This is a genomic window from Acidobacteriota bacterium (genome assembly GCA_016716905.1).
GTDB lineage: Bacteria > Acidobacteriota > Vicinamibacteria > Vicinamibacterales > SCN-69-37 > SYFT01.
Genome location: JADJUS010000004.1, coordinates 439,340 through 463,995, shown reverse-complemented (window position 1 = coordinate 463,995; position 24,656 = coordinate 439,340). Strand labels below are relative to the sequence as shown.

Below are 24,656 nucleotides of genomic sequence, written 5' to 3'. Positions count from 1 at the left end.
CTCAAATATTCGAACGTGACTGGCATCCGTCCACGGTGACGCAAGCCCCGGATACCCAACTTGCGCGCGGCGATGCGAGGAACGCCACGAGCGCCCCCACTTCTTCGGCGCGTCCAAACCGGCCGAATGGCAACTCGCTCTTGATGAACGCGGCGATCGTCTCTGGCTCGTCGCGCTGGCGTTTCCACCACGTGCCACCCTCAAACGAAATTGATCCGGGCGCCACGCTGTTCACGCGGATGTTGTCTTTGGCCAGTTGTTGCGCCATCGCTTTGGCGAGGCTGATCTGCGCGGCCTTGACGGCGTTGTAGGTCATCCGTCCACCCGACTCGCGCCCCCAGATCGACGCGATCATCAGAATGACGCCCGCGCCCGTACGCCGCATGTGCGGCACCGCTTCACGCGAGAGGCGAATCGCAGGGAACAGCGTCTGGTCGAGCGCGCTCGTCCAGTCATCGTCTGTGGTCGATACGATGTCGGTGCCTCCGGCCTTGCCGACGTTGTTGACCAGAATGTCGAGTCGGCCGAACGCCTCCACCGTCTGCGCCACAACTGCCGCAGCGCCGTCGGCCGTAGACACATCCGCATTCACGGCCAGCACGGCGTCGTCGCGACCTGCCAGCGCGCGCAGGTTGACGGCTGCCGTCTGCAACGCGGCGTCGCCGCGCGCGCAAATTGTCACCCGCGCACCTTCTTCGACCAACGCCGTGGCAGACGCAAGCCCAAGTCCCTTGCTCGAGCCGGTAACGATCGCGACTTTGTCGCGCAATTGCAGGTCCATAGGCGCCCTATGATATCCGGCCGAGGAACCGGTGGAGGCTTTCCGTGAACTTCATCGGCGATTCAAGATTCGACAGATGCCCGGCGCCGGGAATCACCACAAGTTCGGCGCCTGGGATGCCGGCCGCCAGAGCCTCGCTGTCTGCCGGCGGCGTCAACACGTCCTCGGCGCCGCAGATGACCAGCGTGGGGCAGGTGATCGCGGCCAGCCAGGTAGTCGCGTCCTCCCGGAGTTTCATCGCACGCACGGCGGACGCAATGGCCTGGGTAGTGTTGCGCAGGATCAGCGTCTTGAGCGCGTCGCCAAGCTCAGGCTGTTCGCGATTGGTCGTCTCGCCGATCAACTTCGGCATCATGGCATCTGCCACGGCTTCGGGTCCCTTCTCGGTGACGAGCGCAATCATCGCGTCACGCGCGGCCCGACCGGCCTCAGTGTCGGCTGTGGCCTTGGTGTCGGCCAGCACAAGTCCATCCAGTCGCCGGCCCGCGACCTTCGCCACCGCCAGCGTGATGTATCCCCCCATCGACAGCCCGCCGACTACGGCGCGGTCGAGATCCAGGTGGTTCATCAGACCCAACACGTCGGCCGCATGCGTCGCCATCGTGGCGGTGTCGAGGCCCACGTCCTGGTAGGCCTGTCCGATCCCCCTGAAGCCGCGCACGTCGGGTGCAATCAGGCGCCACCCTGGCAACACGCGATGTAGTTGCGGCAGCCACTGGTCGGCGCTCAGGGGAAACGCGTGGATCAGGATGACCGCGCGTCCACTTCCGGCCTCGTGATAACGAACTGTGCGGTCGAGCAGATGCGCGTACTTGGGAGTCATTTCCATAGGGGCTTTCGAGTCAGGTTAAGATGGCACACATGATGCGCAGAATGTGTGCTGTTCTGATCCTGGCCGCCGCACTCGTTGGCTGTGGCGGTGGTAGTGCCGAATTCGCGATTCCCTCTGATGCGCAGAAAACTGCGTCGGGCATTTCGTGGAAGTCAATCAAGGCCGGCACCGGCACGGATCACCCCAACGCCAAGTCTGTTGTCCTCGTCCACTACACGGGATGGAACATGGACGGTGAACAGTTCGACAGTTCCGTGGACCGCGGCGAACCCGTGGAGTACCCCTTGAACGGATTCATTCCCGGCTGGGTCGAGGGCATACAACTGATGGTCAAGGGCGAGAAGCGGCGCTTCTGGATTCCCGCCAAACTCGCGTACGAAGGCTTTCCCGAAAAGCCGCAGGGCATGCTCGTGTTCGACGTCGAGTTGCTCGACTTCAAGTAGCCATTGCGTGTTCGAAGTCGTCGGCGTGCTGCGCTCGCACCGCCGCGTCTGCGCGCTCGACGGTGCCGGCTTTGACCAGGCCCGCCAGGCATTCTTCCAGTGTGAACGACCCGGCTTTCCGGGTGATCGTGATCTCCTGATGCAGGTGCTGCAACGTGTTGCGGCGCACATGTTGCCGCGCCCCGTAACTCATCATCAGTGCCTGCGCCGCCGGCACGCGGCCGCCTCCGCTCCGCGGCAGCAAGGTCTGCACGAACACCGCCGACAGCGCCGCGGCGATCTCCTGGCGAATCGTGGCCTGCCGTTCGGCAGGGAATGAATCCGTCAGCCTGGAGATCGTCGATGCCACATCGGTCGTGTGGAGCGTCGAGAACACCAGATGGCCGGTCTCACCAGCCGCCAGCGCGATGCGCATCGTCTCTGGATCCCGCATCTCGCCAATCACGATCACATCCGGCGCCTGCCGCAATGCGGACCGCAGGGCCGTCGGGAAGTCCGGCGCATCAATCCCGACTTCCACCTGTTGGATGATGCTGCGCTGGTTTGTATGCTCGAACTCGATTGGGTCTTCGATGGTGATGATGTGTTTCGCATCACGGCGGTTGATTTCCTCCACCAGCGCGGCCATGGTCGTGGTCTTGCCCGACCCGGTGGCTCCGCCGATGAGCACCAGCCCCTGGTTGAGCCGTGTCAGCGCCTCGGTGCCGGCCGGCAAGTCGAGCGATGCCAGGCGCGGCACGACCCTGGGAAGCATCCGTACGATGGCGGCCGCTCGCCCGCGCTCCCGATGCAGGTTCACGCGAAAGCGGCCCACGCCCGGCACGCGGATCGACGCATCGGCGATGCCCGCTTCCCTGAACGCGCGCTGCGCGTGAGGCGGCAGCATCGGCGCCACCAACTGCTCGATGTCTTCGCCGTCCATGATCGCGGCTTCCGCACGATGCACCGCGCCGTGCACCCTGAACGCGGGCGGCTCCCCCGCCACCAGCAGGAGGTCGCTCGCATTTCGCTCAGCCATCAGGCGCAGGAGCGATTCAAGCCCGGTGCTCCGCGGAATGCCCTCCCGGTTGAGCAGCTCAAGTTCGTCGGCAAGGCGGTCGAGGTCGTTTATGGGTTCCATGCACAATACTCGACAATAAAGGGCGCGCTGGACCGGGAGTAACAGAGATACTAGCGGGTCCTGCTGGCCTGCGATTCCTGGAGTTGACGATGCGAAGACTGATGATGGCTCTGACCCTGACCGTAGCTGCCCTGGGTGCGACGGCCACCGGGTTCCAACTTAAGACGCCAACCGACTGGAAATGGCGGACCGACACGCCGGCCTCCGTCACCGACGCCGGTGGAACGCTGGCGGCCGACCAGTGGTACTACGTGGGCATGCCGCCCGGGTGGCACATCACAACAAAACCCGGCGTGCTGCTGTACCACCCGGCGCATGAAGGGCGTGGCAATTTTTCGGTGCAGTCCCAGATTTTCCTGTTCCCTGGCGACAGCCAGGAGGAGTACGGATTGTTTATCGGCGGCAGCGCGCTCGAACAAACCTCCGCGACGCCCACCTACACGGCGTTCGTCGCGCGCCGCGACGGTCAGGCGGCCATCCTGAAGCGTACGGGCGCCACCACCACCGCGCTTGTGGATTGGAAGGCCAATACAGCGGTGCTGCCACATCCGGGAGGCGACGACACCGCCAAGAACGTGCTGAAGGTGGATGTGGGGGCGACCGAGGTGGTGTTCAGTGCGAACGACAAGGAGATTGCGCGCGTGCCTCGCGCCGACGTGGTCACCGATGGCGCCCTGGGTTTTCGAGTCGGGAAGTCGCTCAACCTGCACGTCTCGACACTGGATGTGACCTACAAACTGGCACCCGTGCCAGTCAAGAAATAGCGAACAAAAAACGACCTCTGAGGTAGTTATTTTCCTGAGAGGGGAAAAAATGACTACCTCAGAGGTCGTTTTGGATTGGCCGGTTCCGGTCAGTGACCGAATTGCCGAAGGTGGTGGTCGGTGTGGCGGTACACCAGCACGCCCCACGCGCGGTGGGTCAGTGAACCAAATGCCGGGTGGTCCGGCCACGACGCAGACGCGCCTTTGGCAACGAGGCGGTCGACAGCGCCCTCAAGCGCGGCCAATTCGGCCGTCCAGTCATCCGCCTGGCGGCTCACCAGTTCAGGCGCGGTCGGCGCGCTCTTGGGAAACGGCACGACGTAGATGATCAGTTGCTTGAGCGGCGGGTAGCGGATCGGAAGTTTCTTCGGCTTCACCACCAGCTCGCCAAGGGCCATGCGCGTCGCGTCGTGCAGATGCGCCAACGCTCCGCGGGCGGTCAGGCGTCCCCACTTCGCCGTGGCCTCCGGTGTGAGGTTGCGCAGCCGGGTGACCAGCGCTTGTCGATCCGCGTCGTTCCAGAGTGTGGCCATGGCGGGATCCTAAATGAGCCGGTGGTGAAAACGACCTCTGAGGTCGGTCTTTTTTTTCAGAGGAGAAATAAAGACCGACCTCAGAGGTCGTTTTCTGGCCCCGGGCTCATTTATTCGGCGCGCAGGGCGGTCGCCGGGTCGGTGCGGGCCGCACGTCGGGCGGGCAACAGGCTGGCGGCCAGTAACACCGCTGCCATCAGGAGCCCCACTGCGCCGAACGTCAGTGGGTCGGTGGACTGGACGTTCACCAGCAGGCTCAGGCTCTGCACCACCTGGCCCAGACCGGCCGCAAGCACCAGTCCGATCACCGCGCCCACCACACCCAGCCTCGCCGCCTGGCGCAACACCATCGAGAGCACCTGGCGGTCTGTCGCCCCCAGCGCCATCCGGATCGCGATCTCGCGCGTCCGCTGCGCCACCAGAAACGCGGTCAGGCCATACAGACCCAGCGCCGCAAGGAAAAGGCCGATACTGCCCACGGTGCCGGCCACCCACGCCGCCAGTCGCTGCGGGAGCAGGCTGATGGTGGTGGCCTCGTCCAATGATTGATGCAACACCACCGGCAGGCTCGCTTCAACGCGCGCCAGCGTCTGCCGAACCTCATTGCCCAGATTCAGTCCCCCGCCGTGCGCGAGGTAGACCGATACCGATGTCTGCGGTTGCTGTGCGAACGGCACGTAGATGAACGGCGCCTGCGCCTCGGCAATGGAGCGGTACTTCGCGTCACGCACCACGCCGACCACCTCGAGTGGCCGTCCCTCGTCGGCGCCACCGTCGGTCTGCCAGAACCGCTGCCCCACGGCCGACTGTTCCGGCCACGCGATGCGCGCGAAGGTCTCGTTCACCATCGCCACCATCGGACGTCCCTCGCGGTCGTCCGCCGAAAAGGCGCGCCCCTGCACGATCGGCATCTCGAGCGTCGTGAAATAGTCTGGCGAGACCACGTCCCAGTCCGAGTCGTTCACGCGCTGGAGGGCCTCCTCGCCCAGGCCGGGCACACGCACGCCACCCAGCCCCATTCCGCCGCCCTGCAGCGGCACCATGCGCGAGTGCCCCACGCGATCAACGCCAGGCACGGCGCGCAGCGCGTCAACCACGCGTCCAACCAACGTGACCGCGGCTTGCCCGTCGGCGCCAGCAAGCGTAGTGTCCACCGACACCACGTCCACGTTCGCGATGCGGAATCCGGGGCTGATTTGCGACGCCGCGAGCAGCGTCCGGACAAACAACCCCGCCGTAATCACCATCGTCAGCGAGAGCGCCACCTGGGCCACGACGAGCGCGTGGCGCAGCCGGAGCCGTTCTCGGGTGGCGGTGGAGGCGTGGCCGTGCAGGGCGGCGGACAAGTCCGTGCGCAACGCGTGACGAGCCGGGGCAAGACCAAACACCAGTCCCGCAAGCAACGAGAGCCCCATGGCGAAGCTCATCGCACGGAAGCCCATTGTCCAATCGATGGCAATTGGAAGCGGAAGGGCGGGCAGGAACGACTGAAGCACAGCAGACAACCACACCGCGAGCGGCAGCGCCACAAGGGCCGCGACGATGAACAGCACCAACGTCTCGGTCATCAGCTGCGCGATAAGCTGGCCCCGACTCGCGCCAATGGCCAGTCGCGTCGCGATCTCGCGCCGGCGCGCCGTGGCACGCGCCAGCAACATGCCCGCCACATTGCTGCAGGCGATGGCCAACAGCCCGCCCGTCAACGCGATGAGCACGCCGAAGAACACGCTGAACGGCATACGAACCGCCGCCGGCAACCGACCAGACGACGCCACCGCAATACCGTAACGCTCAGGCACTTCCGGGTGGGCTGCCTTGAAGGCCGCCAACAACGTCTGAAGTTCCGTCTGGGCCTGCTCTGCCGTGACGCCGGGTGCGAGGCGGCCGAGAGCGGTGTGCCACACGCCTCGCACACTCGTCAGCATGTTCGCCCCAATGCTGCCGCGCACGGTACCTACCATGGCCATTGGCACCCAGACGTCGGTGCCCAACAAGGTTGAGCCATCGAAGCCCTCTTCGGCCACGCCTACCACCGTGAAGTCGCGGTTGTTGAGACGCACCGTGCGGCCAACCACTCCGGGATCCGCACCAAAGCGACTTTGCCAGAACCGGTGCGTCAGCACGGCCACCGGGCGGTCCTCCGCCACCTGATCTTCATCAGTACGGAAGAAGCGGCCCGCGGCTGGCTGAACCTTCAGCACATCGAAGAACGACGCCGAGACCAATTGACCGAAGATCCGCTCACTTCCGCCATCGGCGGCGAGGCTGAGCGGCGTGGGATCAAATGTCGTGGCCGATATGCTCTCAAGACTCCGCGCGTGATCGCGCAAGTACTTGAACGTGGGGTGCGACATGTTGTCGAACCCCGACCCGTTGGTGGACCGGCCAATATCCACCACACGAGCCGCCTCGCGCACGCCTGGACTGGACCGGAACATCATCGCATCGGCCAGGTTGAAGATGACGGTCGTGGCGGCAAGGCCGAGGGCGAGTGACACGACGGACGTCACGGCAAACAACGGACTGCGCGCGAGCAGCCGCAGCGCGTACCGAATATCTGGCAACAGCGAGAGACGAAAACGTTTCGGCGGCATGGGCGCTCCTGCAGGCGCCGCAGTCGCGCGGCGTTCAGCCGCACCGAACCACATGGCCTGCGCGATGGTGACGATCCAGAACGACACAACCGACCACCGGCTGTGTTTGCGAACACGGGCGTAGTCACACGCGAAGGTTTCAAGCATCGCGCCCGCAAACCGTGCGCGGTATTTCGGCGGGTAGGCGCGCAACAACACGCGGTAGCACCGTTCCGTGCTCACGACGTGCCCTTCCTGAGCGCATTCATCGAGGTGACCAGCGACGACAGGTGCTGTCGCTCCAGTTCCAGCGCCTGCCGGCCACGTGGAGTCAGCCGGTAGTGGGTGCCGCGCCGGGGGTCTTCAACCTGACGCGGCGTCGGCGCTTCGGTCACCAGGCCAAGGTCGGTCAGACGGCTCAGGTGGCGATAAAACGAGCCGGTCTGCAGCGGGACGCGCCCTGCCGACTGATCGCGTACGGCCTGCATGATGGCGTAGCCGTGACTGTCGCCGGAGGCGAGCGCGAGCAGGATATGGAAGACGGCGGGTTTCAGCGGTTCGGTGGCCATAATTTCGGACATGTCCAATATGGATATGTGCCCAGACGGCGATCAGTTGCCTAAAGTTCCGCCAGGTTCTGGCGCAACATAGAGACGTGGCTGCCACGAGCGCGAAAATTCTCTGGCCCCGTGAACACGGCACCTACGGGGAACTGCTGTTTCCCCTGATGTCCGCGCTGCTCCTGGCACGGCCAGGGCGTGCGGCCTGGGGGCTGTCGCTGCTGGCGGTGGGCGGCTTCCTGGCCCACGAGGGATTTTCGGTCCTCGCTGGCGCCCGAGGTCTTCGGGCGAAACGCGACGCCCACGCCGTGGCCTGGCGATCGGTCGCCATCTTCGGAGGCGCCGCCCTGTTGGGCGCCGCGTGGGCCGCGCCCTCACTCACATCGGCCACCTTGACGGCCGTCGGCGTCGCCGCTGGTTTGTCGGTCGCGTCAGTCGCGCTCGCCTGGTTCGGACGTGAACACACGCTCTTGGGTGAGCTGATGGCCGCCCTCACGCTCAGCAGTTGGTGCGTCCCGGTCGGACTCGCCGGCGGCGTGTCGCTTCCCGTCGCTGCGGCGATCTGGCTGATCTGGACCGGCGTCTTCGGCGTGGCGACGTGTGCCGTGCATCTGGTCATCGCGCGCAGCACGCGGCGCCCGGTCAGTCGCGCGCTGGCGCTCGGATGGCTGCTGGGCATGGCGACACCGCTGGTGGTCTGGTCGTTCGCACGTGCCGGCCATGTGCCAGATCTCGCGCTCACCATTCCCATTCCGGCGCTGGTGACGTTCGTCGCACTGGTGTTTGCACCAGTGCGCGGCACTCATCTGAGGCAGATTGGCTGGTCGGTGATCGGCGTCAGCGGGCTGACCCTTGCGTTGATGGCCGTGGCAATTCGGTAGGCCGTTACCAGCCGTTGCAGTCCCACTTGAATCCGCAGCGGAGGCACCGCAGGCATCCCTTGACCAGTGCAAGGTTGGTGGATTCACTGCAGACGGGACATACGTCAACCGGCGAATTGACGGAAGGCTTCTGATCTGGCGGAAGGGGCGGACGAGGCGGTGCTGGCGGAACCGGCACGGGTGTTAACGCTGGAACGTGTCGCAGGCGTCCATCCGGCCGCCCTCAAGCCCACGGCGGAACCACTCCACGCGCTGCGCGGATGACCCGTGCGTGAACGATTCGGGTGACACGCGGCCTCGTGACTCACGTTGCAGCCGGTCATCACCGATCGCGGCGGCCGCACGCAGGCCCTCTTCTACGTCGTTGGTCTCCACCAGGCCTCTTCGCGCGGCGTAGTGACCCCAGACTCCGGAGTAGCAGTCGGCCTGCAGTTCCTGACGAACCGACAGCGCGTTCGCCTCAGTCGTACTCGCACGCTGCTGCGCCGCGGTCACACGCGCCGACACGCCGGTCAACGTCTGGATGTGGTGTCCCACTTCGTGCGCCACCACGTAGGCCTGCGCGAAGTCGCCAGGCGCGCCGAACCGCTGGTCCAATTCCTGGAAGAACGAGGTGTCGAGGTACACCTGACGGTCGGCGGGACAATAGAACGGGCCCATCGCGGCCTGACCAACGCCGCACGCGCTTTGCGTGGCGCCCGTGAACAGCACGAGCGTTGCCGGCTCGTATCTCTTCCCCTGCTCCTGAAACAGCGTCGCCCAGACTTCTTCGGTATCGGCGAGTACGACCTTCAGAAACTTCGAGGCCTCGTCGTCAATTGGCGGACCAGCCGGCTGTTCACCACCAGTCGACAAGCCAGACTGGTCGAGCCCTGAGATCAAATCCGCAGGGTTCTGCCCGGTGAAGTACGAAACCGCCAGCAACAGTACCAGCCCGCCGATGCCGAGGCCTCCGGCGCGCATGCCACCCGACACGCCCCGCCTATCCTCGACGTTGCTGCTCTCGCGTCGTCCCTGCCATTTCATCGCAGTGTGATTGTAATCGGGAACCGACCAACACGATCTGTGCCGGGCAGCACACTCCACGCAGGCCCCTGGACCCTGGACCCTGGACTCTGGACTCTGGACCCTACCCATCGCGCAGGGCTTTGACGGGATCGAGCCGCGCGGCACGCCGAGCCGGGACCACACTGGCCAGACCGGCGGTCACGATCAATATGGATGTCGCGGCCACATACGCTGCTGGGTCAAGCGGCTCGGTGGCAAACAACAGGGCGGAGACGAGCTGCCCACTCCACATGGCCAGACCGATGCCGACGGCCACACCAATCCAGACCGGTGCGAGGCTGCTCCTCAGCACCTCGCGCGCGAGACGACGGGGGCTGGCCCCGAGGGCGGCACGGACGCCGAACTCCCTGGTCCGCTGGGTCACGGCGAAACTTGTGACGGCGTACACCCCCACCACCGTCAGCAGGCATGTCACCACTCCAAACAGCAGCGTCAGGGTGGTCAGGAAGTTGGCACGACCGTAGGTTTTTTGCAGATAAGCATCCATCGTGCTGACGCCCGAAATCGGCTGGCTTGGATCCACCACAGCCGCCGCCGCACGAATCGCCGGCACGAGCAGGAGGGGATCACCGGTGGTGCGCACCGCGACCGCCATCATTGCCTGTGACATCTGGCTGTAGGGAAGGTAGATCTCCGGCCGAGGCGGGGCCGCGGGCCCCAGGTGATGCACGTTGCTCACCACACCAACTATCGTCAGCCATGGCGCGTCCGCTTCCCTCGCGTACTTGAGACGACGGCCGATGGGGCTCTCACCCGGCCACTCCAGATCCACCAGGGCCTGATTCACGATCACCACCCCCGGTGCCTGACGCTCGTCTTCGGGCCCGAACTCGCGCCCTTCGAGCACCTGCATGCCGAGCGTGCGGAACCACCGGTCGCCGACGATCTGAAACCCAATGCGGCGATCCGCGCCTGGCGGCGGAAGTGGACGGCCTTCCGGAAACGCCGATGCACCGAAGTCATCGCCTCCGATGGGCAATGTGAACGCGCCCGCTGCGCCCTGCACACCAGGCAGCGCCCGAATGCGATCGAGGAGGCCGCTGTAAAACTCCAACTGCTTGGCCGTGTGTTCGGCGCGCACGCCCGTCAGCATGATGTCGAAGGTGAGGAGGTGTCGCGTGTCGAAGCCCACGTCCACGCGCTGTAACCGGAGCAGGCTCTGGCCGAACAATGCCGCGCCCACCATAAGGGCCACGGCCAGGGCCACCTCGACGGCGATCAGTCCGTGCCGGAGACGGCCGTGTCCGCGTTCGGCCGTGCCCGCCGCGCGCAGGTCTTCGGCAGAGCGATCGCGCCACAAGGCCACCGCCGACAACGCGCCGAGCGCCACCGCGCTGACGAGCGTCGCAAGCGCCGTGAATGCGAGCACCGAGCCGTTGATCATCGCGTTGTCGAGGCGGCCGACGCTGTCGGGCGCGATGGCCACAAGCCCCTTCAACCCCGCGAATCCCACCGCCACGCCGCCAACGCCTCCCGCGATCGCGAGGACACCGGCTTCGATCATCAACTGCCGCATCAGGCGGCCTCGCCCCGCCCCCAACGCAGAGCGAACGGCCAACTCGCGGTGGCGGCCCGCCTGGCGCACCAGAATCAGATTCCCGACATTCACGCAGGCACCCAACACCACGAGTGCGCTTGCCAGCAGCACAAACCACATCGGCCGGGCGACCGCGCCGAACAGTTGATCGCGCGCGGGCACCAGGCTCACCGCGCGGCCTCCGTCGGTCGTCGGGTACTCGCGACCCAGAGCCGCCGCCACCACTGCGGCCTCTTGCTGGGCGGCCTCAACCGTACGGTCGGACCGCACCCGCGCCACCATCCGCAGGAAGCCCATCGTTCTGTTCCTGATGATGTCTTCGTCATACGGCAGCATGCGTTCGGGCACATCCGGCAGCGGGGCGCAGGTCCAGAACAGCGGAGGGTTGTCGGCGGATGTCTCGGGCGTAATGGACGGCCAGTAGAAGTCCGCGGGCATCACTCCCACCACAGTGCGCGGGCGGCCGTTCATCACCAGCCGCTGACCCACGACCGATGGTTCAGCGCCGAACTGCGACACCCAGAGGCGATGACTCAGCACGACCACGTCGCGATCCGGTGCGGCCGTCGCAAAGGTCCGCCCCACAAGAGGCGGCGCACCCAGCACATCGAAGAAACTCGAGGACACGCTGGCGCCGAACCATCGATCGGCGGTTTCCCTGCCGGTCACCGTCATCGACAGGTGGCCGATAAGCGCGGCGCCCTCAAGCGCGCCGATTCTGTTTCGGAGATCCAGCGCTCGGCCCGGCGCCATCGATTCCCGTTCGTGGTGTGGTGATGCATTCCAGACGAATACCAGGCGATCGACGTCGGTGAACGGCAAGGGCCTGACCAGCACGGCCTCCACCATGCTGTACACCGAGGTGTTGAGTCCGATGGCCAGCGCGAGGATGAGCGTGATGGCCAGCGCCGCGCCGGGACGTGCGCGATGCATCCGGACCGCTCCACCGAGATCGGCCCACACGCCAGACCAGCCGGCGCCTGCTGTGCGCGGACGGGCGAGCTGCCTGCGTGCGTCGCGGCCACTCCGGCAGAGCGCCACAAGGAGCGGCGCGAGGCGCGTGTGCTGGTCTTGCACGTCGCTCACCACCTCCTCACGATAGGCAGCCGGAATCGCGCGGCTGAATAGACGCACGAGCCACTCGCGCCCGCTCATCGCGCTCGTCCTTTGCCGAGGGCCGACTCCAGACCTGTGGCGAGCCGCGCGTATTGCTGCCAGGCGCGACGCACTTCTGCCAACCCCGGTTTGAGGAGCACAAAATGGCGCTTGGCGCGGCCACCTCTCGCTGCCACAGGCTCGCCCATGTACGAACGGACCAGTCCGCGTTGCTCAAGGCGGTCCAACGTGGGATAAATTGCGCCGGGTGTGACCTGCCGTCCAGTGGTGACGGCGATCTCTTCACGAATGGCCGCACCGTGGGCGCCTTCGTCAGCACGCATCAGCGCCATCAGGACCACAAGTTCCAATTCACCAAGACTGTTGCGTGGGGGCATATGTACTATTTAACCGTACATATAGACGAACGCTGGCGCGGTTGGTTAGCTCGCGGCTACTTGTTGCCCGGGATCTGGGCTTCGCCGGTGACGACCGCGCGGTTGGCGAGGATGCCAACGGTGGACGACCGCGCCCCGTCCTGGAACGAACAGGCCACTGGAGCGCTCTCGGTCACGCTCTTCAGGAAATCCATGAGCGCGTAATACAGCGATGGATGCGGCAACCCTGCGCCCGCTTGCAGCTGGCCCTGCTCGGCCAGTTGGGTGGCGTTGGCAATCAGCACAATGCCTTCCTGATCCATCACCTGCTGGCGGGTCGCATACACCTCCCATCCCTGCGTGGGTGCGTCGGCCTCCTTGAACAGCCACGCGTGGGTCCACGCGAAACGGATTGACCCGTTGATGCCATGCACGAGTTCAAACGCGCCGCCGTGTGAATTGGCAAGCGTCGCCTGATACCGCATGCCAACTCCATCGTCCCACGTGAGATCCACCTCGATGGTGTCGGCCACCGTTCGCCCATCCTTGTGCAGCCGCACGCCTCCGCGGCCGGTAATCCGGCTCGGGTAACTGCCGCGACACCACGCGGCCACATCCATCTGCTGTGCACCAACTTCGCCGGCGAGGCCAGTGGACACTGCAGGGTCCAGTCGCCAGTTCGCGGCTTGATCGGTCTCGCCCTCACCAGCCGGAAAACGCCACGTGGTCTTTCGGTGCGATTGCCCGAACCACGACACAAGATCGCGAAGTTCAGATCGCACCAGCGGCTGCGCGCGGCGATACGTGGGATTGGACCGGCCCTGGAACCCGGCGTGGCACACGGTCTTCACCGACGCGGCTGCGGCCGCCATCGCGTCGCAGTCTTCAACCGTTGACGCCAGAGGAGACTCGCAGAACACGTGCCGTCCGGCGGCAATCGCGTCTTCGACGATGGCGCGATGCAGATGGGTGGGTGTGGCCACGATGATGGCCGTGATGTCCGGTGAGGCATCGAGGAGCGCACGGTGGTCCTGGAACACCGCAGCCTTCGGCGCGCGTCCACGTGCACTCTCGAGCCGCGCCGCCGAACGGTCACACAGAGCCGCCACTTCCACCTGGGGAATCTTCTGAAGTTCAGTGAGGATCGCGCGACCCTGGCGGCCAGTGCCAATCACCGCGACCCGCACAGACTTCGCCTGGGCCAGCAGGCGTGGCAGCAGCAGCGACGGTGACGGCAGCAGCGCCAGACCGCCAAGAGCGCCGACCGTGCGGGTGATGAATGTTCGTCGATCGTGAGGAGTTCGGGCCATCAACGTTCCTTCCCAATAAAACGTGCAGCGTATCCGCTGGGAAACGCCGGCGGCACTTCGCCCAACACGACAAGCGCCGTGGACCAGGCGTCGGTCAACCGCGCGGACGGCCCGGTGACAACCACCCGTCGAGACGCGTGCCGCCTACATACGTCGCCCGTCGGCCGGTGGTCCACGATGTGCCTGCCACCCGGCGCCTGGACCTGGCTTCCGTCATCAGACACCGAGAAGGACGAATCAGCAAGATCGATTGCATCGGCAATCTCACCTGAAACGGATGCGGACGAGAGGCCGATGCGCCACGACCGGCCGACAGGAGGCGCGCCCATCACGATCCCGCTGCTGGTGCCGCCCTGCACGAGCGCGCGCGTCACTCCGTGGTGCCGCAAACACTGCGCGGCGCAATCCAGCGCGTGGCCTTTGCCGATCGCGCCCAAATCGAGAGATACCCGATCATGCAGGAATCGCAGCGTCTGCGTGCCTGAATCCAACACCATGGCGGCGCCATGACCTCGCGCGATGTCGAATGCGCCATCGGAATCGCGCCATACCGCGATCGCGTCGGCAAACAATGCGCACATCTCATCATCCAGCGGCACGGCCTCGTCAGCGGCAGTGCGATTGACGTGCGAGAGCCAGCTGTCGGCCTCGAAGCGCGTGAGGCGCTGATGCCAGTCGTCGATTTCGCGCAGGGCAAGCTCCCCAATGGCGCGCAACTGAGCCTCAGACTGCTGCGCCTCGTCCATCACGATCGCCAACTCGAAGCGCGTGCCCATGGCAGCCGTGGCGAGCCGCAGAATGCGATCGGTCAGAGCCGCTTGACCTTTCCGCTGCGCGGATCGAAACCAAACGCGCCACCTTCCCAGAACGACCGCTGCGCCAGGTCAACGATCACCATGACCTTGGTACCCAGCTCCACATCGCTTCGCGGCGCCTGCCGCGTGCGGATGCAGTCAATCCAGTGACGACGCAGTGCTTCCTGCGGGTCGAGTACCGGTCCGGGCGGCGGTGGAATTTCGCGTTCTTCGATCTCGTCAGCCCAGATGCGCTCAGGACGAATCACCGCGTTCCGCCCACCCACGAACAGGTTGGCCTTGTGCCCGCGGATGATCCGCTCCACGCCCAGTTCATTGCAGGTGGAACCGGCAATCATCATCGAGTGGTCGTGCTCGAACTCCACGTTGATGTTGATCTGGTCGGGGTTCTCCATCGCCTTGTCGATGTAGTGGCCGCCGGTGGCCACCACCTTCACCGGCCAGCCCACTTCCGTCAGGGCCTTGAGGGTGGGCGTGACGTGATGCACCAGCAGATCGCCGATGATGCCCGACGAATACTTCTTGTACCGGCGCCAGCGCGCGTAGATTTCGGGACTCCACTTTGCCTTGCCCAGTGGTTTGCACCAGCGTTCCCAGTCGAGGTTCTCGCCCGGCTTCCAGGCCGGATCAAGCGCATAGTAATTCCACTCGCCCGTCTTCGAGTTCCGGCAATAGCTGGTCTGGCTCCACACCGGCTTGCCGATGGCGCCCTCTTTCACCAGCGTCTCGGCGGCCATGTAACTGGGCGTCATCACGAACTGCGTACCAACGACGACAATGGCGCCGGGATTGGCTTTGACCACTTTCCTCAGGCGCAGGGCGTCCTTGAGGTTGATGGTCATCGGCTTCTCGACGTACACGTCCTTGCCGGCCTTGATCGCATCCTCGGCCAACCGCGCGTGCCAGTGTTCCGGCGACGCAATCAACACGCCGTGGATGTCGGGCCTTGCGAGCAGATCTTCATGGCGCCGGTAGGTTGGCACGTCGCCGCCCTGCGCTTTGTCCACCCGCGTCTTGGCGTTCTGCACCCGCGGATCGCACAGGTCGCAGAGGGCCGCGACGCGAATCGCCTTCGACTCCGCGGCGAACCGCGCCAGCGCATCGCAGTGGCCCGTGCCCATGCCGCCGGTGCCAATAACGCCGACGTTCACGACGCCGTCCGCGCCAATCGGCGCACGGGCCTGCGCCTGCGGAATGGGTTCGAAATCGTCAGCCGGATCGTCGCCGGCGCCACGCGCGGACTCACCGAATGCCGACGCCAATGCCGCGGCGGCCGCGGCCTTACGGAGAAAGTCGCGACGCGATTTTGATTCAGTCATGGAACACTCCCATCCTCGTGCGGGCGAACTCGTCACGCACACGTTCAAGTAGCTGCTTCGTCCTGGAGATGCCTTCGCGCTCGGGGATCTTCGATCCCTCGTACTCGATGCCCACCCAGGAGTGGAAACCGGCGTCGAGCACGGTCTTCATCAGGCGCCGATAGTCTTTGTTTGTATCGTTGCCGGCCTCGTCAAAGTCGTGGGTCTTGGCCGACACCGCTTTGGCAAACGGCATGAGGTCTGCCACACCCTGGTAGCGGTCGTATTCGTAGAAATTGCCAAAGTCCGGCAGGGTGCCGCACCGGGGGTGGCCCACCATCTTCATGACACCGGCGAGCCATTGCCCGTTTGACGACAGGCCACCGTGGTTTTCAACCACCACATTGATGTCCATGGACGCGCCGATTTCCGTCAAGCGCCTCAGTCCATCGGCCGCCAGCTTCTGCTGTTCGTCGAAACTCCCCGCGCTGGCCGCGTTCACCCGAATGGTGGCGCACCCCAGTGTTTTGGCAGCCTCCACCCACTTCCGGTGATTTTCAACAGCGACGCCGCGCTTGGCCGCATCCGGATCACCCAACTGGCCTTCGCCGTCGCACATGATCAGGTGCTGGGTCACGCCTTCCCCAGCGGCCCGCGTGTTCATCTCCTTGAGGTACGCAGCGTCGCGCGCCTTGTCTTTGAAGAAGCTGTTCACGTACTCGATGGCTTCGATACCGAAGTCCTGCTTTGCGGTCTTTGCGAAGTCCAGGTGATCGAGCCGCTTCGACTGCAGTTCGCGATGCAGCGACCACTGCGCCAGCGAAATCTTGAAGAGCGGAGCCGGCCGCGGGGCCTGCGCCCAGGCCAGGGCGCGCGCCACAGGCAGCGCGGTTACGCCGGCCACAGTGGAGGTGAGAAATCGTCGCCGGGTCCAGTTTGTGATCATCACACGCTCCTTCAACACCCTACACCCGCACGGGCCTGCCGTGCAGGGCTCCAGAGCGGTCTGCGGCCAGGCACACTCGCATCGTCAACTCTGCGTCATGGACATTCAGGTGGGTCTCGCGATCCTCGAAGATGCAGGCCACGAGTTCGTCGATTTCGCCTTGAAACGGATGGTGCGCTACGTCGGCCGATCCCGGCATCGCTGTCTTGATTCTGATGGCTGACGCGCCGGTCTGGGTCTTCGCTTCTTCGAACGTCACATCGTCAAACGGGCAGGCCGCGCGCAGGGCGGCCAGATCAACGGGTGTCTCGTTCCAGAGAATCAAGTCGTCTCGAAGCGACGCGCGGTCTCCCATCATCTCGACCCCAAAAGTGTACGGCAACTGGAGGTCGGTGGAGCTGGTCAATTGGGCCAATACCGGAGCCGTCTTTCGACCCGAGTCCATGGTGAGGTTCACGACAATTGATGTGGGCCACTGATAACCCCGCGTCACCTTCGTGTGGAACGCCGAGACGTCCATCACTTCAAGGCCGGTGCACCATCTGAGTGCATCCACGGCATGGCACCCGGCCGCCAGCAAGTGGCTGCGGCCGCTTTTGTTGGTCCGTACCCACGACCAGCCGGAATACCAGTCGGTCACGCGTGACAGGTACTGGAATCTCGCAAAGACCAGGCGACCCAGCCAACCTTCTTCGCGCAGCCATTTCGCGAAGCGGAGGTACGGGTTGTAGTGGAGCTCAAAGGACACGATGGTGCGCACGCCCGAACGGGTGACCGCCTGACGAATCTGCTTCAACTCGGCGTGGTCGAGTCCTGTCGGCTTCTCGAGCAGAAGGTGCTTGCCGGCGCGCGCCGCAGCCACGGCCTGGGCAGCATGGAGATGGTTCGGCGTGGCGATCGAAATGATGTCGATGTCTGGAGCGGTCAGCAGGTCGCGGTAGCGGGTAGTAAACCTGGCCTCTGGTACGTGGACGCCCGCATCAGCCAACTTCTTTCGCGCCCGGCTTTCATCACGTCCACACAGGGCGACGATGCGCGTGCGCGAATTCCCTTTGAACGCCTGCAGATGCTGCGCCGCCACCCATCCCACACCCACGAGCCCAACACCCAACACACGATCCGCCATCAGTTCCCCAGTTCCCAAGTTCCCAAGTTCCTAAGTTCCCCAGTTCCTAATTTCCCAAGTTACTTGTAGAGGCACATTCCCGTGTTGGCCTTGATGATGTAGGACCGGTAGTTCGTAGCCTTCGGATCCGCACAGCCTTCGAGATTCACGAGTTCGATCTTCCGGAAGTCGGTGGGCGCGGTTTCCGACTGAATGGCAATGAACCCTTCGGTCAGTACGGTGCCATCTTTTTTCACCGCCGGGTCGGTAGGCGATGCGTTGCCGCCGCCGATCTGGGGCTTCTCGTAATCGAGTACCGTCTCGTTCTCGATGATGTGGCGGATCACCTCGTCGCCCTGCACCAGCACCTCCACGCGCACCCACTGATCGCCATCGTAGGTCTTGGACTTGGCGTTGGTGCAATGCGCCGTGCGCAACTGGCCGCGCATCATGACATGTGTGCCTGGTGTGCAGAGGTTCGCGGTAGACCGCAGCGAGCCATTCCCCGGCCCGCCCAGAAGCTGCACTTCGATAGAAATCGGAAAGTCCTGGTCCTTGACCATCGTGGCCGGCGCCTGCGAATGCAACATCAGGCCGTTGTTGCGCACGGCCCATCCAAGTCCGGGACCCGCCGAGGGCAGCTGTTCACCGACAAACCGGTACTCGGCCGCGATCAGGTAGTACGAAAACGCGTCCTTGTAGAACAAGTGGCCAAACTCGCCCGCGAAGGCGGTCCATTTGTCGTACCGCACTTTCAGGAGGCCCTCTTCCACGCGGAAGGTGTCGTGCAGATTGACCCCAAGCTCGTGCTTCGAGAACTTGGGCGTCCACCCCGTCAGGTCCTTGCCATTAAAGAGCTGAATCCACTCGAATCGCGGCCCAGCCATCTGCGCGTGCGGCGTGGCGGCGGCCATCGCCAGCAGACACGCAATCAAGACCTTCTTCATGTCGCAGAGGTTATCGCACTGCGGCGGTGCCGCCTACCGATTCGACGAGATAAATGCGCGCCTCGGGGAAGCGGGCGCGAATGGCGTCAAGGCCGCGTGCCCCGGCCACGGTGGCCGCCGTGGCCAGCGCGTCGGCCGTGGCGCCATCGGCGGCGATCACGTGTGCGGTGACGCTTGTCGTCAGCGCCCAGCCGGTGCGCGGATCGACGACGTGCGAGTAGCGCACGCCGTCGATCTGGACGAACTGGGCGGCGGGTCCGGAGGTGGCGAGCGCGGCGTTGGCGATGTACACGAAACGACCTCTGAGGTCGTTTTGTGTACCCACGGGCAAAACGACCTCAGAGGTCGTTTCGGGCACCGCGATGCGCCACCCGGCCTGGCCGGGTGGCGCATCGCCCGCCACGATGTCGCCGCCCGCGTCGACGAGCGCGACGCCGACCCCGGCGTCGCGCAGCGTCGTCAGGGCGGCCTGCAGGATGTCGCCTTTCGCGATGCCGCCCAGGTCGATCCGCATGCCCGGATCGGGCAGGCGGATCGACGACCGCGCCGCGTCCAGTTCGACGCGGCGCCAGCCCGTCCGCGCACGCGCGGCGTCGATCGCCGCGCGTGCGGGCAGGCGCCCGGTCGTCCGCGCGTCGCGCCACAGCGCGACGAGCGGCGCGACCGTGGGGTCGAAGGCGCCGTCGGTGTCCCGCGAGATCGCGATCGCGCGGGCGACGACGCGAAAGACGTCCTGGGAGACGATGACGGGCGCAGGTGAGAGGCGCGAGAGGTCGCGGATCTCGCTGTCGGGCCGATAGTCGCTCATCGCCCGGTCGAGCGACGCGATGCGCGCAAACGCGGCGGTCGCGGCTCGGATGGCCGCCGCTTCGTCCCTGGCGTACAGTACGATTCGCACAGGCATGCCCATGTGGACCTGCGCATATTCAAATCGAGGGGGAGCTTGTGGCCGGACAGACGCCTGAGGCGCCGCAAGGAAGAGCGACGCGATGATGCAGACGAATGAGACCTCTGAGGTCGTTTTGATACCGCAGAGACAAAACGACCTCAGAGGTCCTTTCGCCGGCGTGGCGCAGCGCCAAAACGACCTCAGAGGTCGTTTTGCACTGGTCTGCGGAGTCGCCACGCTGGCCATCGTATCGCTGACCGCGGCTCCCCAGGAGAAGGACTATCGCGAGGCCATCGCCGGCACCACCGTGACGTTCGACATGGTCCTGGTGCCCAAAGGCGCCAGCGCAGGTCCCTTTTACATCGGCCGAACCGAAGTGACCTGGGACATGTACGACGTTTTTGCGCTCGGCCTCGATACGCCTGGGGGCCGGCCGGCCGGCAGCGACGGTGTGGCGCGTCCGTCCAACCCGTACGGTGCACCCGACTACGGCTGGGGCCACGCCGGATTCCCGGTGATCAGCGTCACCCGACAGGCGGCGGAGGCCTTCACGAAATGGCTTTCGCAAAAGACTGGACGGGTTTATCGTCTACCCACGGAAGCCGAGTGGCAACATGTGGCCGCTCTCGCCGCAGGGCCGGAAGCGCTGACGCCGGACGCGCTCGACGGTATGGGGTGGCATCGGAACAATGCTTCCGCACACAGCCACGCGGTGGGGACAAAGGCGCCAGATCGGCTGGGCCTGTTTGATTTGTTTGGTAACGCTGCGGAATGGGTCATGGCGAAAGATGGCCAGCTCGTGACGCGGGGCGGATCATTTCGAGATGGTCCTGACGGCATCGGCCCGGCGGGCCGCGCAGTGCAGGACGAGTACTGGAACGAACGCGATCCGCAGTTGCCGAAGAGTCGGTGGTGGTTATCCGATGGCCCGTTTGTGGGCTTTCGATTGGTCAGAGAGATTCAGTAACGAGGCTCCCATGTCAGACACAAAGATTCCGCCCGTTTCGCGCCGCACCTTCCTCAACACCACTGCGGCAGCGGCCGCGGCGATGGCCTGGCCGGGCAGCGCGCACGGTTTCCACATCTGGGGCTCCGACGTCATCAGAGTCGGCGTCATCGGTTGTGGCGGACGAGGCACCGGCGCGGCAGGCGACTGCCTGCGCGGCGCCGAAGGCGTCGAACTTGTCGCACTGGGTGACCTCGCACCGGATCGCCTCTCGGAGTGCCGCGCGCAGCTTGCGAAACTCGGTGCATCAAACGCCGGCATTGCCGCCAAGATGAAGGTCACCGACGACAAGTGTTTCACCGGATTCGATGCGTACCAGAAGGTCATCAATTCGGGTGTGGACCTTGTGATTCTCGCCTCGCCCCCAGGCTATCGCCCCACCCACCTCGCCGCCGCAGTTGAAGCCGGCAAACACGTGTTCTCGGAGAAGCCGGTCGCGGTGGATGCCGCCGGCATCCGATCCGTGCTCGCGACATACGAGAAGGCGCGCGCGAAGAATCTCGGCATCGGCGTGGGCACACAGCGCCGTCACCAGGCCGATTACATCGAGACGATCGAGCGCATTCAGGGCGGCGCGATCGGCCAGGTCATGTCCGGCCAGGTCTTCTGGAATCAGGGCGGCCTCTGGTCGCGCGATCGCAAGTCCGAGTGGACCGACGCCGAGTGGCAGATCCGCAACTGGCTCTATTTCGCCTGGCTCTCCGGCGATCACATCGTCGAACAACACGTCCACAACCTGGACGTGGCCAACTGGGTGCTCGGTGCGCATCCGGTGAAAGCGACCGGCGTGGGCGGCCGGCAGTTCCGCACGGATCCGAAGTTCGGTCACATCTACGATCACTTCGCGGTGGACTATGAGTATGCGAGCGGCGCACGCATCATGAGCATGTGCCGTCAGATTCCCGGTTCCGCAAACCGGGTCGGCGAGTGGTTCGTCGGCACCAAGGGCATGTCGGATGCGTCGTCGAAAATTGTTGGCGACACGCCCTGGACGTACAAGGTGCCCGAACGGCGCCCGAACGGCTACGTGCAGGAGCACACAGACCTGGTGGCAAGCATCAGGACCGGCCGGCCGTACAACGAACTGAAGCAGGTGGCGGAAAGCACGTTGACTGCGATCATGGGACGCGAAGCCGCCTACACCGGTCAGGAAATGACGTGGGAGGGCGTGCTCAACGCGAAGCAGGACCTCACGCCTCCGGTGGGCGCCACCGACTACGGGTCACTAACCGTTCCGCCCGTGCCGATGCCGGGCAAAACCAAACTCGAACGTATGTGGAATGAGTAGCGCCATGCTCCGGCGTCAGTTCCTCACATCAACGCTCCTGGCCGGAACGGGTCTGGCCCTCGCCGGCCCCCGGATCTGGGCCGACGCGCTGCCGCAGCCCGCTCGCAAGTTCCGGCTCAACTATGCGCCGCACTTCGGAATGTTCCGTGAGCATTCCGGTGCCGACCTCGTGGCGCAGCTCGAGTTCATGGCCGCCGAAGGGTTCACGGCCCTTGAAGACAACGGCATGCGCGGCCGCACCGTGGCCGACCAGGAACTGATCGGCAAGACGCTGGCGCGGCTCAACATGAAGATGGGTGTGTTTGTGGCGCACACCATCAACTGGACGGAACCCACACTCACGCTTGGTGCGGGCGCGCATCGCGACACCTTCCTCAAAGAGGTGACGGAGTCGATCGACATCGCCAAACGTGTCGGCGCGAAGTGGATGACCGTCGTTCCCGGCCACGTGGATAAGCGCCCACACTTCGACTATCAAACCGCGAAGGTGGTCGAGACACTTCGCATGGCCGCGAAGTTGCTGGAACCGCACGGACTGGTGATGGTGCTTGAGCCGCTCAACACGCTACGGAATCACCCGGGCATGTTCCTGACGTCCAGCCCGCAGGCGTATCTGGTCTGCAAGGCCGTGAACAGTCCGTCGTGCAAGATCCTGTTCGACATCTACCACCAGCAGATTACCGAGGGGAATCTCATCCCCAACATCGACACAGCCTGGGACGAGATTGCGTACGTGCAGGTGGGCGACAACCCCGGCCGCAACGAACCGGGCACGGGTGAGATCAACTACCGCAATGTGTTCAAACACATTCACGGCAAGGGATTCACCGGCGTTGTCGGGATGGAACACGGCAACGCCACGCGCGGCCGTGACGGCGAACGAGCCGTGATCAACGCGTACGTGGCCGCCGACGCCTGGACCTGATCAGCCCTACCGGCCTCTCGACGGCTGATACCCCAACGCGGCTTCGAGCACCGGGTCGCGCCCGGCGAAGTAGTCCGCAGCGCTGGTGGTGACCGCGACCTCCGGATCGTGCGCCACTCGGTCGTCGTCGGCCGCGCCAAATTGGTGATAGCGGGTCGAGAGAAACACCATGATGCCGGTACGAGGCAACCGTGTCGGCTGCGAATCGCCGAAGTGATTGGGCCCTGACCCCGTCGGCTCCCCGACGAGCGTCACTGCGGTGTCTCGTTCCATGGCCGACACAAAATTGGTCGCGGCCGAAAACGTCCCTCCACCAATCAGGAGCATCAGGCGGCCCTTCACGTTGAACTCGCTTTCGCGAAGGGTCTTGATCATCCCCCGGAACAGGGTGTTGTCGCCGCCGCCATTTTCACGAACATCTATGACGATCCGTTGTGCGCCTGACGACCGGGCTGTAGTCAATATGCGCGTGGCAAACGCCGTGAGCGTTTCCTTGCCGTTGGGCTGCACCGCTCGAAACGCCACGTACACGGCGCTCCTCTCGGGCAACGGGGTGATCCAGAAGTTGTCTCGTCGCCACTCAAAGGACGGAGCGGCGTTCGGAGACAGACGCGGCGGCCTGATCCAGCGGCGCGGCTCAAACACCCACCATAAGTAACGCCACCTCGAAACGGTGGACAGCTCCGCGATGTGCTCCTGGCCCGACGACTGAAGCCCGAATTGGAGCCGGTCTGGATCGGTCGGATGACCGATGGCGCTCCAGAATCGCGGGCTCAACATGTAGTACGTGGACCGGGTTCGTATCGCGGTGTCATTGTCGGCGGCCACGTAGGGGCGCACCGCGTTGAGCGCCTCCTCGACAGGGAGCCCGGCGATGCGGACCACCCGTTGTCCCACGAGCTGGCGACGGCTGGCGGGAGCCGCGGTGATGAACAAACCGTCGCTGAACCATCGCAGCTGAAGTGGGACCAGCGAGAAGCTCGTACTGGGGAAGTACGGGAAGGCCATCGAGTGCCCGTCTCGCAACGAAGCAATCGCACGCGTGAGTCGAGCTTGACGCTGGTCGTCGTTGAGGGCGTCAAGGTCCCGCTCAAGGCCGATCAGCTCAGGCGCCATCGTGCGGCGGGCAGTGGCCGCGAGCCCGGGCGGCAACCGTTCGACGTCAGTCAGCAATGTCTTGATATCAGCCGCCCAGGCCCCCGCATCGGCGCGTCGAAAGGCGATTCGGCGATAGTCACCCCACCCAACCGCAATGACCAGAAGGGCCACGCCAGTGGCGGTTGCAAGCAAATAGCCCAGTGCTCGGCCGAAAGCGCCACGAGACCGAATCAGCCGGCGGACGATGGCAGCCCATCCGATGACAAGACCCGCCCCCACGCCGAATAGTCCACAACCGAACACCCACCCAAACGGGTCACTGGCTGACACGGTGATCGCGGCCGAAACCAGCACCAGCAGGAAAAGGGCAATGAGCTTCATGCGCACTTCTACGGCGGTTCTGTCGTAAATGACTCTGCCGGCGCTTGATCTCCGTTTGATTTGAAGGTCAAGGCCCTTTGAGGA

23 protein-coding genes are annotated in these 24,656 nt (G+C 64.8%); 6 read left to right on the top strand and 17 right to left on the bottom strand.

The features are described from left to right. Window position 1: 1 nt before the first annotated feature. Together IPL75_05970 and IPL75_05965 are read right to left on the bottom strand one after the other, a co-directional pair. Window positions 2–781, bottom strand: coding sequence for an SDR family oxidoreductase (locus IPL75_05970; GenBank protein ID MBK9239804.1), 780 nt, complete (start codon window positions 779–781; stop codon window positions 2–4). A 7-nt stretch (window positions 782–788) separates the two neighbouring features. After that, the gene (locus IPL75_05965; GenBank protein MBK9239803.1) at window positions 789–1,610 is read right to left on the bottom strand and encodes an alpha/beta fold hydrolase; all 822 of its coding nucleotides are present in this window, start codon (window positions 1,608–1,610) and stop codon (window positions 789–791) included. Window positions 1,611–1,633: 23 nt separating this feature from the next. On the opposite strand from IPL75_05965, the gene IPL75_05960 reads away from it, so the two are divergent. Beyond that, window positions 1,634–2,056 (top strand): FKBP-type peptidyl-prolyl cis-trans isomerase, encoded by a 423-nt coding sequence (locus IPL75_05960; GenBank protein ID MBK9239802.1) that lies wholly within the window; start codon window positions 1,634–1,636, stop codon window positions 2,054–2,056. Here the strand turns inward: IPL75_05960 and IPL75_05955 are convergent. Then, window positions 2,049–3,176 carry a PilT/PilU family type 4a pilus ATPase gene (locus IPL75_05955; protein MBK9239801.1) on the bottom strand — a complete coding sequence of 376 codons (1,128 nt, stop codon included), beginning with the start codon at window positions 3,174–3,176 and terminating at the stop codon, window positions 2,049–2,051. The two genes, IPL75_05960 and IPL75_05955, sit on opposite strands and share 8 nt — an antisense overlap. 101 nt (window positions 3,177–3,277) lie before the next feature. On the opposite strand from IPL75_05955, the gene IPL75_05950 reads away from it, so the two are divergent. Further along, window positions 3,278–3,940, top strand: a complete 663-nt coding sequence (locus IPL75_05950) for a hypothetical protein (protein MBK9239800.1) — start codon at window positions 3,278–3,280, stop codon at window positions 3,938–3,940. An 89-nt stretch (window positions 3,941–4,029) separates the two neighbouring features. Here the strand turns inward: IPL75_05950 and IPL75_05945 are convergent, their stop codons facing one another. The 3 genes from IPL75_05945 to IPL75_05935 all read right to left on the bottom strand — a co-directional run bounded on the left by IPL75_05945 (window position 4,030) and on the right by IPL75_05935 (window position 7,627). Further along, the gene (locus IPL75_05945) at window positions 4,030–4,473 is read right to left on the bottom strand and encodes a DinB family protein (protein MBK9239799.1); all 444 of its coding nucleotides are present in this window, start codon (window positions 4,471–4,473) and stop codon (window positions 4,030–4,032) included. Window positions 4,474–4,583: 110 nt separating this feature from the next. Beyond that, window positions 4,584–7,289 carry an ABC transporter permease gene (locus IPL75_05940; GenBank protein MBK9239798.1) on the bottom strand — a complete coding sequence of 902 codons (2,706 nt, stop codon included), beginning with the start codon at window positions 7,287–7,289 and terminating at the stop codon, window positions 4,584–4,586. Next, window positions 7,286–7,627 carry a helix-turn-helix transcriptional regulator gene (locus IPL75_05935; GenBank protein MBK9239797.1) on the bottom strand — a complete coding sequence of 114 codons (342 nt, stop codon included), beginning with the start codon at window positions 7,625–7,627 and terminating at the stop codon, window positions 7,286–7,288. The genes IPL75_05940 and IPL75_05935 overlap by 4 nt, the downstream gene beginning before the upstream one ends. 74 nt (window positions 7,628–7,701) lie before the next feature. Here IPL75_05935 and IPL75_05930 point away from each other — a divergent pair, with 74 nt between their 5' ends. Then, complete coding sequence (locus tag IPL75_05930; GenBank protein MBK9239796.1) at window positions 7,702–8,487, top strand: YwiC-like family protein; 786 nt, start codon at window positions 7,702–7,704, stop codon at window positions 8,485–8,487. Between the two features lie 183 nt (window positions 8,488–8,670). Here IPL75_05930 and IPL75_05925 read toward each other — a convergent pair whose 3' ends face one another. The 10 genes from IPL75_05925 to IPL75_05880 form a co-directional block, all read right to left on the bottom strand. Beyond that, window positions 8,671–9,513: a neutral zinc metallopeptidase gene (locus IPL75_05925; GenBank protein MBK9239795.1), complete on the bottom strand. Its 843-nt coding sequence runs from the start codon at window positions 9,511–9,513 to the stop codon at window positions 8,671–8,673. A gap of 103 nt (window positions 9,514–9,616) precedes the next feature. Further along, complete coding sequence (locus IPL75_05920) at window positions 9,617–12,247, bottom strand: ABC transporter permease (protein ID MBK9239794.1); 2,631 nt, start codon at window positions 12,245–12,247, stop codon at window positions 9,617–9,619. Beyond that, window positions 12,244–12,585 (bottom strand): PadR family transcriptional regulator, encoded by a 342-nt coding sequence (locus IPL75_05915; protein MBK9239793.1) that lies wholly within the window; start codon window positions 12,583–12,585, stop codon window positions 12,244–12,246. Before IPL75_05915 ends, IPL75_05920 begins: the two co-directional genes overlap by 4 nt. Before the next feature lie 56 nt (window positions 12,586–12,641). Further along, on the bottom strand, window positions 12,642–13,874 hold the full coding sequence (locus IPL75_05910) for a Gfo/Idh/MocA family oxidoreductase (GenBank protein ID MBK9239792.1): 1,233 nt from the start codon (window positions 13,872–13,874) through the stop codon (window positions 12,642–12,644). Beyond that, complete coding sequence (locus IPL75_05905) at window positions 13,874–14,650, bottom strand: FAD:protein FMN transferase (GenBank protein MBK9239791.1); 777 nt, start codon at window positions 14,648–14,650, stop codon at window positions 13,874–13,876. Before IPL75_05905 ends, IPL75_05910 begins: the two co-directional genes overlap by 1 nt. A gap of 32 nt (window positions 14,651–14,682) precedes the next feature. Next, window positions 14,683–16,008, bottom strand: coding sequence for a Gfo/Idh/MocA family oxidoreductase (locus tag IPL75_05900; protein ID MBK9239790.1), 1,326 nt, complete (start codon window positions 16,006–16,008; stop codon window positions 14,683–14,685). Then, window positions 16,001–16,933, bottom strand: a complete 933-nt coding sequence (locus tag IPL75_05895; GenBank protein MBK9239789.1) for a TIM barrel protein — start codon at window positions 16,931–16,933, stop codon at window positions 16,001–16,003. The genes IPL75_05900 and IPL75_05895 overlap by 8 nt, the downstream gene beginning before the upstream one ends. A 19-nt stretch (window positions 16,934–16,952) precedes the next feature. Then, window positions 16,953–18,077 carry a Gfo/Idh/MocA family oxidoreductase gene (locus IPL75_05890; protein ID MBK9239788.1) on the bottom strand — a complete coding sequence of 375 codons (1,125 nt, stop codon included), beginning with the start codon at window positions 18,075–18,077 and terminating at the stop codon, window positions 16,953–16,955. 41 nt (window positions 18,078–18,118) lie between these two features. After that, a complete protein-coding gene (locus tag IPL75_05885; GenBank protein MBK9239787.1) occupies window positions 18,119–18,985 on the bottom strand; it encodes a DUF1080 domain-containing protein in 867 nt (288 codons plus the stop codon). A gap of 10 nt (window positions 18,986–18,995) precedes the next feature. Next, window positions 18,996–19,883, bottom strand: coding sequence for an FAD:protein FMN transferase (locus IPL75_05880; GenBank protein ID MBK9239786.1), 888 nt, complete (start codon window positions 19,881–19,883; stop codon window positions 18,996–18,998). Window positions 19,884–20,052: 169 nt separating this feature from the next. On the opposite strand from IPL75_05880, the gene IPL75_05875 reads away from it, so the two are divergent. The 3 genes from IPL75_05875 to IPL75_05865 are packed head-to-tail and all read left to right on the top strand — an operon-like array spanning window position 20,053 to window position 23,093. Next, window positions 20,053–20,841 (top strand): formylglycine-generating enzyme family protein, encoded by a 789-nt coding sequence (locus IPL75_05875; GenBank protein MBK9239785.1) that lies wholly within the window; start codon window positions 20,053–20,055, stop codon window positions 20,839–20,841. Window positions 20,842–20,851: 10 nt separating this feature from the next. After that, window positions 20,852–22,168, top strand: a complete 1,317-nt coding sequence (locus tag IPL75_05870) for a Gfo/Idh/MocA family oxidoreductase (protein ID MBK9239784.1) — start codon at window positions 20,852–20,854, stop codon at window positions 22,166–22,168. A 4-nt stretch (window positions 22,169–22,172) separates the two neighbouring features. Then, window positions 22,173–23,093 carry a TIM barrel protein gene (locus tag IPL75_05865; protein MBK9239783.1) on the top strand — a complete coding sequence of 307 codons (921 nt, stop codon included), beginning with the start codon at window positions 22,173–22,175 and terminating at the stop codon, window positions 23,091–23,093. Window positions 23,094–23,099: 6 nt separating this feature from the next. Here the strand turns inward: IPL75_05865 and IPL75_05860 are convergent, their stop codons facing one another. Next, complete coding sequence (locus tag IPL75_05860) at window positions 23,100–24,572, bottom strand: hypothetical protein (GenBank protein ID MBK9239782.1); 1,473 nt, start codon at window positions 24,570–24,572, stop codon at window positions 23,100–23,102. Window positions 24,573–24,656: the final 84 nt, after the last annotated feature.

Bases quoted from the DNA above. Each gene is read 5' to 3' on its own strand.
- IPL75_05885 (MBK9239787.1), bottom strand. From the start codon at position 18,985: ATGAAGAAGGTCTTGATTGCGTGTCTGCTGGCGATGGCCGCCGCCACG.
- IPL75_05900 (MBK9239790.1), bottom strand. From the start codon at position 16,008: ATGACTGAATCAAAATCGCGTCGCGACTTTCTCCGTAAGGCCGCGGCC.
- IPL75_05865 (MBK9239783.1), top strand. From the start codon at position 22,173: ATGCTCCGGCGTCAGTTCCTCACATCAACGCTCCTGGCCGGAACGGGT.
- IPL75_05910 (MBK9239792.1), bottom strand. From the start codon at position 13,874: ATGGCCCGAACTCCTCACGATCGACGAACATTCATCACCCGCACGGTC.
- IPL75_05955 (MBK9239801.1), bottom strand. From the start codon at position 3,176: ATGGAACCCATAAACGACCTCGACCGCCTTGCCGACGAACTTGAGCTG.
- IPL75_05860 (MBK9239782.1), bottom strand. From the start codon at position 24,572: ATGAAGCTCATTGCCCTTTTCCTGCTGGTGCTGGTTTCGGCCGCGATC.
- IPL75_05970 (MBK9239804.1), bottom strand. From the start codon at position 781: ATGGACCTGCAATTGCGCGACAAAGTCGCGATCGTTACCGGCTCGAGC.
- IPL75_05935 (MBK9239797.1), bottom strand. From the start codon at position 7,627: ATGTCCGAAATTATGGCCACCGAACCGCTGAAACCCGCCGTCTTCCAT.
- IPL75_05905 (MBK9239791.1), bottom strand. From the start codon at position 14,650: ATGGGCACGCGCTTCGAGTTGGCGATCGTGATGGACGAGGCGCAGCAG.
- IPL75_05960 (MBK9239802.1), top strand. From the start codon at position 1,634: ATGGCACACATGATGCGCAGAATGTGTGCTGTTCTGATCCTGGCCGCC.
- IPL75_05945 (MBK9239799.1), bottom strand. From the start codon at position 4,473: ATGGCCACACTCTGGAACGACGCGGATCGACAAGCGCTGGTCACCCGG.
- IPL75_05870 (MBK9239784.1), top strand. From the start codon at position 20,852: ATGTCAGACACAAAGATTCCGCCCGTTTCGCGCCGCACCTTCCTCAAC.
- IPL75_05925 (MBK9239795.1), bottom strand. From the start codon at position 9,513: ATGAAATGGCAGGGACGACGCGAGAGCAGCAACGTCGAGGATAGGCGG.
- IPL75_05950 (MBK9239800.1), top strand. From the start codon at position 3,278: ATGATGGCTCTGACCCTGACCGTAGCTGCCCTGGGTGCGACGGCCACC.
- IPL75_05915 (MBK9239793.1), bottom strand. From the start codon at position 12,585: ATGCCCCCACGCAACAGTCTTGGTGAATTGGAACTTGTGGTCCTGATG.
- IPL75_05895 (MBK9239789.1), bottom strand. From the start codon at position 16,933: ATGATCACAAACTGGACCCGGCGACGATTTCTCACCTCCACTGTGGCC.
- IPL75_05965 (MBK9239803.1), bottom strand. From the start codon at position 1,610: ATGGAAATGACTCCCAAGTACGCGCATCTGCTCGACCGCACAGTTCGT.
- IPL75_05920 (MBK9239794.1), bottom strand. From the start codon at position 12,247: ATGAGCGGGCGCGAGTGGCTCGTGCGTCTATTCAGCCGCGCGATTCCG.